General features: G+C 63.3%; 10 protein-coding genes. 6 read left to right on the top strand and 4 right to left on the bottom strand.

What is annotated here, in order from left to right; genetic code table 11:
- The first annotated feature begins 620 nt into the window (after positions 1-620).
- A complete protein-coding gene (locus tag ACH2EI_RS14765) occupies positions 621-2,054 on the top strand; it encodes an IS481 family transposase (RefSeq protein ID WP_395160585.1) in 1,434 nt (477 codons plus the stop codon).
- A gap of 541 nt (positions 2,055-2,595) precedes the next feature.
- Here ACH2EI_RS14765 and ACH2EI_RS14760 read toward each other — a convergent pair.
- Positions 2,596-2,772: a hypothetical protein gene (locus tag ACH2EI_RS14760; protein WP_395153326.1), complete on the bottom strand. Its 177-nt coding sequence runs from the start codon at positions 2,770-2,772 to the stop codon at positions 2,596-2,598.
- A 175-nt stretch (positions 2,773-2,947) separates the two neighbouring features.
- Here ACH2EI_RS14760 and ACH2EI_RS14755 point away from each other — a divergent pair, with 175 nt between their 5' ends.
- Positions 2,948-3,487 (top strand): flavodoxin family protein, encoded by a 540-nt coding sequence (locus tag ACH2EI_RS14755; protein WP_395153327.1) that lies wholly within the window; start codon positions 2,948-2,950, stop codon positions 3,485-3,487.
- A 144-nt stretch (positions 3,488-3,631) separates the two neighbouring features.
- On the opposite strand, the gene ACH2EI_RS14750 is transcribed toward ACH2EI_RS14755, so the two are convergent.
- Both ACH2EI_RS14750 and ACH2EI_RS14745 read right to left on the bottom strand, forming a co-directional pair.
- Positions 3,632-4,375 (bottom strand): ParA family protein, encoded by a 744-nt coding sequence (locus tag ACH2EI_RS14750; protein ID WP_395153328.1) that lies wholly within the window; start codon positions 4,373-4,375, stop codon positions 3,632-3,634.
- Positions 4,372-5,907 (bottom strand): CHAD domain-containing protein, encoded by a 1,536-nt coding sequence (locus ACH2EI_RS14745; RefSeq protein WP_395153329.1) that lies wholly within the window; start codon positions 5,905-5,907, stop codon positions 4,372-4,374. The genes ACH2EI_RS14750 and ACH2EI_RS14745 overlap by 4 nt, the downstream gene beginning before the upstream one ends.
- Before the next feature lie 41 nt (positions 5,908-5,948).
- Here ACH2EI_RS14745 and ACH2EI_RS14740 point away from each other — a divergent pair, with 41 nt between their 5' ends.
- The 4 genes from ACH2EI_RS14740 to ACH2EI_RS14725 all read left to right on the top strand — a co-directional run bounded on the left by ACH2EI_RS14740 (position 5,949) and on the right by ACH2EI_RS14725 (position 9,138).
- Positions 5,949-6,428 (top strand): adenylate cyclase, encoded by a 480-nt coding sequence (locus ACH2EI_RS14740; protein WP_395160583.1) that lies wholly within the window; start codon positions 5,949-5,951, stop codon positions 6,426-6,428.
- Between the two features lie 826 nt (positions 6,429-7,254).
- Positions 7,255-7,905, top strand: a complete 651-nt coding sequence (locus ACH2EI_RS14735; protein ID WP_395153331.1) for a helix-turn-helix domain-containing protein — start codon at positions 7,255-7,257, stop codon at positions 7,903-7,905.
- Between the two features lie 23 nt (positions 7,906-7,928).
- Complete coding sequence (locus tag ACH2EI_RS14730; RefSeq protein WP_395160581.1) at positions 7,929-8,585, top strand: arsenate reductase ArsC; 657 nt, start codon at positions 7,929-7,931, stop codon at positions 8,583-8,585.
- Between the two features lie 103 nt (positions 8,586-8,688).
- Entirely contained in the window at positions 8,689-9,138 is a 450-nt protein-coding gene (locus tag ACH2EI_RS14725; protein ID WP_395153333.1) for a hypothetical protein, read from the top strand.
- Between the two features lie 144 nt (positions 9,139-9,282).
- Here ACH2EI_RS14725 and ppk2 read toward each other — a convergent pair whose 3' ends face one another.
- On the bottom strand, positions 9,283-10,179 hold the full coding sequence (ppk2, locus tag ACH2EI_RS14720; RefSeq protein ID WP_395153339.1) for a polyphosphate kinase 2: 897 nt from the start codon (positions 10,177-10,179) through the stop codon (positions 9,283-9,285).
- Between the last annotated feature and the right edge of the window lie 449 nt (positions 10,180-10,628).

Raw genomic sequence — 10,628 nt, 5'->3', positions numbered from 1 at the left:
TCAGACCGCACTCGACGACCTCCGAAGCAACTTCGCCGACGTCGACGCTCAGGGATCCCGCGCGTTCGCAGAACAGATGCTCGTCGATCATCCAGACTCGAGCATCGCAACCCTCCGAGCCGACGCCGTGCTCGCAGTTCGATCATTCCTCGACCAGGTCGAACGGCGTGCCTAAATCGTGCCTAGAACGACGCTCAACAGGGCGTAATACGGCGCAACAGCGCACAACACTCGGAGTACCGGAACCCGGCCTTGACCAGGTGACACAACCCACACGCAGGCACGATGCGATCAGACTCGAAGCGCTTCCTAAGCTGAGAACGCGGGTTCGATTCCCGTCATCCGCTCCATATAACACCTGGTCAGAGGCTATTTGGTCACTGCCGGCGTCGGCTTTCGTGCCTTGTCCGTGGCTAGTGCGCTTGTGAAATTGGGTTCTGTTCCGGTTCATGCTTGACGTGTTGGCTTCGGTTGGTGTGTTCCACTTTTCGGACTGGCTCCGGTAGCTGGGTGACAGTGGTTCCGGTAGCTGTGTTACGCGCGTGTGTTCTCGACAATCGGTGTTGAGCCCTCTTCGATGGTGATGTTGAACGTCATCGAGGTTCGGGAGGGTCGTCATTGTGTTGGTGGAGTTGAGGCTTGTGGAGCAGCGTTATGCAGCTGTGTTGGAGGTGATCAATGACGCTGCGTCGGTCACTGACGTGGCGTTTCGTTGTGGGGTGACGCGCCAGACGGTGCATCGTTGGTTGCGTCGTTACGCGGCTGATGGTTTGGCTGGGTTGGCTGATGGGTCAACGTCGCCGTTGTCGTGTCCGCATCAGATGCCCGTCGAGATCGAGGCCCGGATTGTCGAGTTGCGACGGTTGCAGCCGGGATGGGGCCAGCGGACGATCAGGTTCAGGTTGGAAGCCGAACATGTTGAGCCGTTGCCTTCGTTGTCGGCGATCTATCGATGTCTGGTCCGTCACCAGCTGATTGTCCCTGAAGCGCGCCGTCGCAAGAAGGGCGACTATCGGCGGTGGGAGCGGTCGCGGTCGATGGAGTTGTGGCAGATGGATGTTGTTGGCGGTGTGCGGTTGGTGAACGGGTGGAAGGCGTCGATTGTGTCGGGAATCGACGATCACTCGAGGTTCATCATCTCCGCGCATGTCGTCGAGCGGGCGACCGCGCTCCCGGTGTGCGAAGCCCTCACCAATGCGATGCGATCTCACGGTTTGCCTCAAGAGATTTTGACGGACAACGGCAAAGTGTTCACGGGTCGGTTCGGGCCGGGTAAGGGTGAGGTGTTGTTTGATCGGATCTGTCGGGAGAACGGGATCAAACACATCCTGACTGCGCCTCGATCGCCGACCACGACCGGCAAGGTGGAGCGGTGGCATCGGACGCTGCGCCGCGAGTTCTTGAACGGCAAAGTGTTCGAGTCGATCGCTGACGCCCAAGCCCAGCTCGATGGTTGGGTGCACGAATACAACCACGACCGACGACATCAAGGCATTGGCGATGTGGTGCCGTGGGAACGCTTCCGACTCGCCGCCGCCGAACCTGCGGTGCCGGTCGAACCAACAGCGGAGCCGTCGACGACTCGCAAGGTCGGCCGGACCGGCAAGATCAGTTTCGCTGCGGTGTTGTATCCGGTCGGGGTGTGGCTCGATGGTGAACCTGTCGACGTCTCAGTCGCTGACGGTCTGGTGTCGATCCATCACCAGGGCGTGTTGGTTGCGACGCACGCGCAGCGGCATCGGCCGGCCAAGGAGAGGCCGGCGTTGAAGCGCAAAGCGAGGACATTGCGACCGCGTCCCAAGCAAGCAACAGTCGGTCAGAGTGTGACGCGCAAGGTCGACTCATCGGGTTCGGTGAGCTTCGCTGGACACGGCTATCGGATCAGCAAGAAGCACTGCCGGCGTCAGGTCCAGGTCGCGATCGTTGGTGACACCGTCGAAATTTCCGCCGGTGGCGAACTGCTGAAAGTGCTCCCGATCCGTCACGACCGGTCAAGAGAGAACGGTGCATTCGCCAACGCCGGTGGCCGACCATCACGAGTCAACGCCGCCTGAAACCCCCTCCGGCACTGGAACACGACTACCGGAGTCAAACCGGAACACGGCTACCGGAACTTGACACTTGTGAAATCGGCTCGACACGGCCCGATCTGACACGCCGGTCTTGGTGAACTCCCTGGTCCTGAGGCTGTCGCCGCCGGGGCATATCTGTGTTCTCAGGCGAGAAAGCTGATGTTCCTGCTGACCATGTGGCGACCGCCGGCGTCGTGGTGCGGACCGTGATTATGGGTCAGGTGGGAGTGCGGAGGAAGTGCCGTTCTGATCGGTCCAGGTCAAGGTCGGGTGCTGTCGATATGCGTGCCTGGCGAGTTGGTGGGCTTGCGTCGCGAGCGGTAGCTGCTGAGGTACTGAGTGGCGGTATCGGTGAGGCTCTGGTCGCTGATCACTCTTTCGATCGTGGACACAGCTCGTCGTCGATGGTCACGAGCCAGTCGATCCTGTTTCGGTTGAAAGCGCTGTCGATCGATCCGGGATCGACGATCGATGAGGAGGGGAGCTCCAGGTCGGCAGGCAACCGACGTGATTCATCGGGACGTCAGTACTGGGCGAGTCGATATCGCTCGCGGATGGAAGCACCCGTCATGGACCGGGTGGAACCGCCCACCGTCGTGGTCACCCAGCGGGATGCTTCGACGTGATCGATCGTGATCGTCTCGGCACCGTCGTTCGACGTCCATTGCTGGTGAGGGGCGATCAACGGAGCGGATTCCATCGCGGCAACGTACTTCCCCAAGCAACGGCCGTCCACCGTCCGCTCCATGTGACCCTTGTCAGGCCGGGATTTGGTCGATGAACTCCCTCCGAACCAGGGCGTTCGGGTCGGATGGCCCTGGTCGGCATCGGCAGACGGGCTCATCCTGAAGGGACAAACACAAAAGGGGTTCGCCATGAAGGTCATCATCGTCTACGAATCGATGTTTGGGAACACGCACCTGATCGCCGAGTCCATCGCCGCCGGGCTGGTATCGGCCGACGCTCGAGTAGTGCCGGTTGGGCAGGCAACCAGGGAGGTGCTCGCCGGCGCCGACCTCGTCGTGGTGGGTGGTCCAACCCATGTGCACGGCATGAGCCGCGACTCGACTCGGGCCTCGGCGGTGACGATGGCGACCAAGCCAGGCCAAGAGGTGGACCTCGACCCTGATGCCGAAGGTCCCGGGCTTCGCGATTGGTTCGATGCGCTCGGCGCCAACGTTCGGTGGGCCGCGGCGTTCGATACCCGAGCAAAAGGCTCTACTGTCCTGACCGGCCAAGCATCGAAGGGAATCAGCAAACGCCTGCGCAAGCATGGGTTCGAAGAAATCCTGGCTCCGTGCAGCTTCTTTGTGACGAAGGAGAACCATCTGCAGAGCGGCGAAGCCGACCGCGCCCGCCAGTGGGGCGAACAACTCCTCGCCGCATTGAAGGAAGGCCTGCAAGTCGGCGTCTGAACCGACGACCGGCTCGTCTGCCGGTCCGGCGCTCATCCCGGCAGTTGGTACGGGTCATCGAGAAATCGGCGTGAAGTGGCGTGTGGGTGGCGAAGGTCGTGCGACCGGATTGCCTCGAAAGGTCTGCTGCGAACGGGACTCTGGTCAGGTCCAAACTCGTCCGGCGATGTCGGCCCACAGGTTCTGGTAGGCGATCGTGGCGGGGCTGCGGGGCGCGAAGTCGGCGATCGGGGACCGGTGGACTCCCATCTGTTCGATGACGCTGGAGTTCGGAATCGCTGTCGGCAAGAAACCATCGATGTCGGCCATCAGGTGAGCGAGAGTGTCGCGTTGCAGTCGTTTGCGCCGGTCGAGCATCGACGCGAACGCGAGGACCATCGGTGCGGGCGGGTGATCGGAGAGGAAAGTGGTCAGCTGGTCGAGGGTTCGTTCGGACAGGGTGGTCGGGATGGTCGGCACGATCAACGCGTCGGCGGCGGCGAAGACGCTTTCGCTCGTCAGGGTGATCCCGGGCGGACAGTCGATGAGTGCGACGTCGTAGCGGTCGGCAATGGGGGCCAGGAGTGCGGCGAGGCGCCGGGTGGGGTGTTTGGTGTCGTCGAGGGCGAGGTCGAGGTGGCGCAGCGAGAAGTCGGCTGGCACGATGTGGACCGCTGGATCGTCGGTAGCTCGGATGTTCGCTGCGAGCGATCCTGTTTTGCTGACGAGGCGATCGGCGCCTCCCTTGACCGACGGTTTCACACGGACGAAGAAGGTTGCTGCGCCTTGGGGGTCGAGGTCCCACAACAGCACGCGCGACCCACTCGCAGCTGCCTGTCGAGCGAGGTTCACGGCGGTCGTGGTCTTGCCGACACCGCCCTTGATGCTGTACGTGGCGAGAACCTTCACTGCGAGATCGCTTCGATCAGCGCGTCGAAGGAGTGTTGGGTGGCTGCGCTGTCGTAGTCGGCGAAGCGTTCGGCGAATTCCGTGCGAGCGGCCAGTCGTGTCTGTTCGAGACGTTGGATGAGTTCGCCGATTGCGACCATCGTGTTCGCGTCGGCTTCGGCGGACACGAGTTCCGGTGTGATCGAGCGGAGCAGTGCGATGTGGACTTCGGCATCCTGGTGTTCGCCGAGGTTCTCTTGGAGGGCCTTGAGTTGCTTGACGTACTTCTTGCGGGACTTGTCGGGCAGGATGCTGGAGAAGCACTCGATCAGGTAGCGGAGCTTCTTGGCGTCCTTGCGGAGATCGTGGACGTCGTCGGCTGGAGTGTCCGGACCGATCAGACGCCCTTCGTCGATCAGTGCGTCGTGAGCGCGGGCGATTCGTCTGGCGACGACCTTGCCGATCGGATGACCGGCTCGTCGCGGGAGACCGTCGTCGTCGACCGGAGTGTCGAGCCACCCTCTCCAGTCCGTGATCAGTGCCGATGCCCGGTCGGATTCCAGGACCTGGCTGAGCGCGACGTGAGCGTTTCGGTGGTGGCGTGTGAGGAGATCGCGCACAGATTCCAACGCAGTCGCAGTATCGACGCCGAGGGGGGCGGTGTACTGCTCCCACTCGAGCAGGTACACATCGAGATCGCGAGCCGCACCGGTCGCTCCCGCGAGCCACTTGAAACCCTCGCTCGCAGGGTCGAGCACGTCGGCGGGGATGACCGCCTTGGATGCTGCGAGGACGGTGCGGGTGCGCCGCACTGCGATCCGCAGATCGTGGAGGAACTTCGTGTCGACGTTGTCGATCGCACCCCGCCAGTTCGCGGAAATCGCCACTTCGAGGTTCGCGAGCACGGCCCGAACTCCATCGATCGCAGCCATCGGGGCGTGGAGCGGAACCGTCGCTGTCGCCTTGAAGCCGGCCAGATCGACATCGGCGGCCTCAGCACACTGGGTCAACGTGTCGACACTGCACTCTGCGAGTCCGGCGCGTCGCAGCACCTCAAGCGCCCGGCGGGTCTGCTTCGCGTAGCCGGGCACTTCGTGGATCTCGATCGTCCCGAACAGGCCGGTGTCGGCCCCGTTGACGACGTGAACGCGTTCGTTGAGCTCGGCGACCGCCACCGTCTTGTCGGTCCCATCGCGCCATGTTCCGGCGGATTGCTCCATCCGGACCCGGATCTGGGGCAACAGCGCCCGGATACCGACGAGCGACGCGACGCGTGACCGGAACGGACCCGGCGCCAGATCGGCCACCACCGCCGGCGCGGTGTCGAGCAACAGGTGCGCCGGCACCACATCGGCGCCCGACAACACCAGCTCGATCCCCTCCGACGTGCGCAGTTCGAGGCGCAGACCGGAGCGATGCAGCCGACCGTCGAAGGTGTCGACCAACGTCGTCGTGAGCGTCCGCGGCGGGCCGAACACGAAACCCAGCTCGGCGAGCGACGCGACGATAGCCGTGACGTCCTTGCCGGGGAGTTGGAAGGTGGCCACCGTCATCCGAGACTCGAACGTAGCGCAGCGATCCCCATACTGTTTGCGTGCCCATCGAGATCGAACGCAAATTCCTCGTCCCCGACGTCCCGTCCACCGAACGGCTCGGACCCGGAACCCACCTCCGACAGGGCTACCTCGCCGAGGACGAACCAGTCGAAGTGCGCGTTCGGATCTCCGAGACCGCAGCGCATCTGACCGTGAAGGCCGGCGCCGGGCTGTCGCGAACCGAAGTCGACATCGCGATCACCGCCCACGACGCCGAAGCACTGTGGCCGCTGACCGTTGGCCGCCGGATCGAAAAGACACGACACCACGTCACCCTCGGCAATGGATCGCCACGGTACGTCGCCGACGTCGACGTCTACTCCGGCACACTCACCGGCCTCGGCGTGGCCGAAGTCGAGTTCGCCTCCGAAAGCGACGCAGCAGCATTCGACCCGCCCGACTGGTTCGGCGCCGAACTCATGGGCGACTCCGCATGGAGCAACGCAACACTGGCCCGCCATGGCCGACCCGACACCTGACCGCGCACTCGACGCTCAGAACCGGGAGGTTCACGCCGGGTTCGACTGGTGTTCGGCCGCAGTTCGCACTCGGGCAGTAGACAGAACTTCACGCAGGTCCGATCGTGAACCGGACCTGCGGCCAGCCGTTACATCCAGATAGGACCAAATCGCAATGTTCGTCGCCGCTCGGGCGAAGCGACTTGACCACCGGCGATCGCTTTGCGTCGACCGTCGTCGGGCTGAAACGGCGCGGTGCGGCAGGAAGCCGTGCCGTGCGCGATGAGCCAAGCAACAGGGGTTCCACGACTCTTCACCCGTCGCTCACGAGTAGCGGTGGGAACAACGAGCACTCCTGCGCTGCAGGGAACGACCGACACCGTGCGACTCGCTGCTCGCCACCCGCTCGGGCGCATCGGAGCTGGAGGACCAAATTCGGGCCGCAACCGGCGGCATCGTCGGCAGCGCAAACAAGGTGGCGTCGATCTCTCGAGCGTGCTCGTCATGGCGTTCTCCTACGACTGTGGAGGCACCGAGCCCGTTCGGAACAACGCACCGCGCGTACTGTTGTCCTGCCCGAACCAAGCGTCTCATTGGTCTGACGAGATCGCACTACCGGCTTCTGGAGCAACGCCCCCACCGTCGCGGACCAGAATCCGAAGGGGTGGATTTCTGACAGACGAGGTGCCGTGCGACTTCCGAGCGACGTCGACGAGACCGAACGATGGGCCAAACCCTCATCGGCGCCGATACCCGAACCCGTGTGGCGGTCTTCGCCAAGATGAACAGCAGGCGAATTCACTTCAGTAGAAGTTGACTCAACACTGGTGGGGTAGATACTGGCCGTGTGCAGGACGACTTGGTTGCCACCCGTTCGAAACTTCATGGCGCCCTGGCTGATCCGACCCGTTTGGCGATCGTCGATGAACTGAGCGTCAGCGACCGCACCCCGAGCGAGCTGTCGGAACGCTTCGGGCTCGCCGGGAACCTGCTGGCACATCACCTTGACGTACTGACGCAGGTCGGTCTCGTGGAACGGTTCGTGTCCGCAGGTGATCGCCGTCGGCGATACGTACGCCTCGACCGACGACCCTTGTCATTGCTCGGACTGGCGAGCGTGACAGCACCTTCGACGGTGTTGTTCGTGTGCACGCACAACTCGGCGCGTTCACAACTCGCAGCAGCGCTGTGGCGTGACCGGGTCGGCACACGGGCCACGTCGGCGGGCACGAACCCCGCCGAGCAGATCCACCCCGGAGCGGTCGCGGCTGGCCGACGTGTGGGCCTCGATCTATCGGGTGCCCGCCCGCACCTGTTGAGCGAGAACGATCTGAACGTGCAGGTCGTGACGGTGTGCGACCGGGCTCACGAAGAACTCAACCCTGATGATGCGTGGTGGCACTGGTCGATCCCAGACCCCGTCGACATCGGAACCGCCGCTGCGTTCGATGCCGTCATTGCCGACATCGAAACACGACTCTCGACGCTCACATCGTGAACGCTTCGAAAGGACCCGAAACCATGGACACCTCCCGAGACCAATCCGCTGGCGTCAGCCTCAATACCGAAGAGGCCCGACTCGTGCGCGACTCCGCCGAACGGTTGCAACGCGAGTTCGACGGCACCTTCAACACCGAAACAATCGAACGATTCATCCACGACTCCGAGAACCAGTTGACCTCACAAGCCACGATCTCGATGTGGCTCCCAGTGCTGATCGAACGCGTCGCACGAGACCGACTCAAAGCACTCGCACGCCCCGAAGACTCCACCGTCACGAAGCCGGCGGTGCTGTTCTTGTGCGTTCACAACGCTGGCCGCTCCCAGATCGCAGCCGGATGGATGCGGCATCTGGCCGGCGACCGAGTCGATGTGTTCTCGGGCGGCTCGACTCCGGCAGCAGACACCAACACCGGTGTCATCGACGCGATGGCGGCGGTCGGAATCGACATCTCGACCGAGTACCCGAAGCCGTGGACCGACGAAGTCGCCCAGACCGCGGACGTGATCGTCACGATGGGATGTGGCGACGCGTGCCCGATCATCGGGGGCAAACGGTATGAGGACTGGGACATCGAGAGCCCGACCGGGCACCCCGCCGACGTACTCGCCGAGATCCGAGACGACGTGCGCACACGTGTCGAAGCGTTGACCGTGTCGCTCGGAGTCGTCGCGTGACGGTGCGGGTGGGGATCAACGGATGCCGCCGACGGCGAGTTGAAGGGGATCCTCGGCTTCGCCGACCTCACCACACATCTCACCTTCCATCTCAAGGAGTTCCATGGGTACCTGTCTGATCATCGCCAACCAGACGCTCGGCGGCGACGAACTCGCCGAAGCGATCACGAAACGGATCACCGCCGGCAAGAACCACTTCCACCTCTTCGTCCCTCCCAAAGCCTCGACCCCGACAACGTCGAGCCCGATCCGAGTGACCCCGCAACGATCCAACTCGGTCGGAGTCGCCGACGGCCACAAACTCGCCCAGCAGCGCCTCAGCTACGGGATCGACTGGCTCACCGATCTTGGAGCAACCGTCACCGGCGACATCGCCAACGACCCCGACACCGTGGCCGCGATCACTGACGTGATCGCAGCACACGACATCGACGAGATCATCATCTCGACCCTGCCGACCAAGCTGTCGAAATGGCTCCGACAAGACCTCCCCAGCAAGATCGAACGCAACGTCGAAGTCCCCGTCATCACGATCACCGCACCAGGCTCGTAGGCCCTGAGACAGTCTCGGTCGAAGTCGGCAATCAACCGCCCGATTGGTTCGGTTCCGAACTCACCGGCGACCCCCGATCGAGCAACACTTCGCTCTCTCGCTCTCTCGCTCGACACGGTCGATTCGACACCTGACCGGCAAACGTCAAGAGTCCTCTTCGCCGTCCTCCGACGCGATCGCGATCGGGGGGCCGACGATGAGCGGGTCGGGTGCGAACACGACGTCGGGGTTCTTGCCGTCGTACGGCAACAGGTGCAACACGTGACGCATGGCGTTGACGCGGCCGCGCTTCTTGTCGTTGCTGCGCACGATCGTCCACGGTGCGTGTGGCGTCGAAGTACGGCGGAACGTCTCGGACTTCACCCGGGTGTAGTCGTCCCAACGATCGAGTGAGGCAACATCGGTGGAACTCAACTTCCACTGCCGGACGGGGTCGATTCGTCGAATCGTGAAGCGAGTGATCTGTTCAGCACGTGACACCGAGAACCAGAGCTTCACCAGCGTCGCGTCTGACTCGATCAACATGCGTTCGAACTCCGGCACCGAGCGGAGGAACGACTCGTGCTCATCCGGGCTGCAGTACCCCATCACCGCTTCGACCCCGCCACGGTTGTACCACGACCGGTCGAAGAAACGGATCTCGCCACGTGTCGGTAGGTGTTGAACGTACCGCTGAAAATACCACTGTCCCTGCTCGCGTTCCGTGGGCACGCCGAGAGCGACGATGCCGACGCCGCGAGGGTTGAGATGCTCGGTGAAGCGCTTGATGGTTCCGCCTTTCCCGGCGGCGTCACGACCTTCGAACAGGACAATGAGCTTGTGGCCGGTCTCGCGGATCCAGTCCTGTGCTTTGAGGAGTTCGACCTGCAGCGCCCGCTTCTCCTGCTCGTAGTCGTGACGCTCCATCCGTTCGTCGTACGGGTAGCCCTCCCGCCAGGTCATCACCGGCAAGCCATCAGGTCCGAGAAGTACGGGATCGTCGATCTCATCGAACGTCCCCTCGACACGGAATCCGCTCGATGCGATTTCCTCTGCTGACATCGTGCGAAACGCGTCGATCAACGTGTGGATGTCGGTCGCGTCGAGAGTGGACATCGAAGCGAGGCTACGACAGGCCGGATTCGCAGAAGTCGGTGTTCGGGCGCTCACCGCATCGACGACCGAGTGTTCGTCTCGCCGAACGGTTCCGTTCACCTCCGGTTCGGCACGCGTTGCGTTTCCCGTCACACGAACGCAGGTCAGGGGCCGCAGGCATGCGCGTGATGTACTCCGCGAAGATGAAGTCGAGCGTCTCCTGGATGGAGGCGTCCGGTGTCAGTCGCCCACGTGCGTCGATCCAACGGCCACATTCATCGAGGGCAACCCGGACGCTGACGTCGCGGAGTCGACCCGCGAAGCAATCGCGTCGACGAGAGCTCGTACCCGTGCGGTCTCGGTGCGGGTGAAGCCGGAACTCCCCCGGGTCAGCAGGACAGCAGCTCGCCCTCCGG

The organism is Ilumatobacter sp. (assembly GCF_041688325.1).
Taxonomy (GTDB): Bacteria; Actinomycetota; Acidimicrobiia; order Acidimicrobiales; family Ilumatobacteraceae; genus Ilumatobacter_A.
This window is presented reverse-complemented; position numbering and strand designations above follow the sequence as displayed.

Excerpts from the sequence above, each read along its gene's own strand:
- ACH2EI_RS14725 (WP_395153333.1), top strand. The coding sequence starts at position 8,689 with ATGGGTACCTGTCTGATCATCGCCAACCAGACGCTCGGCGGCGACGAA.
- ACH2EI_RS14745 (WP_395153329.1), bottom strand. The coding sequence starts at position 5,907 with ATGACGGTGGCCACCTTCCAACTCCCCGGCAAGGACGTCACGGCTATC.
- ppk2 (WP_395153339.1), bottom strand. The coding sequence starts at position 10,179 with ATGTCAGCAGAGGAAATCGCATCGAGCGGATTCCGTGTCGAGGGGACG.
- ACH2EI_RS14755 (WP_395153327.1), top strand. The coding sequence starts at position 2,948 with ATGAAGGTCATCATCGTCTACGAATCGATGTTTGGGAACACGCACCTG.
- ACH2EI_RS14730 (WP_395160581.1), top strand. The coding sequence starts at position 7,929 with ATGGACACCTCCCGAGACCAATCCGCTGGCGTCAGCCTCAATACCGAA.
- ACH2EI_RS14760 (WP_395153326.1), bottom strand. The coding sequence starts at position 2,772 with ATGGAATCCGCTCCGTTGATCGCCCCTCACCAGCAATGGACGTCGAAC.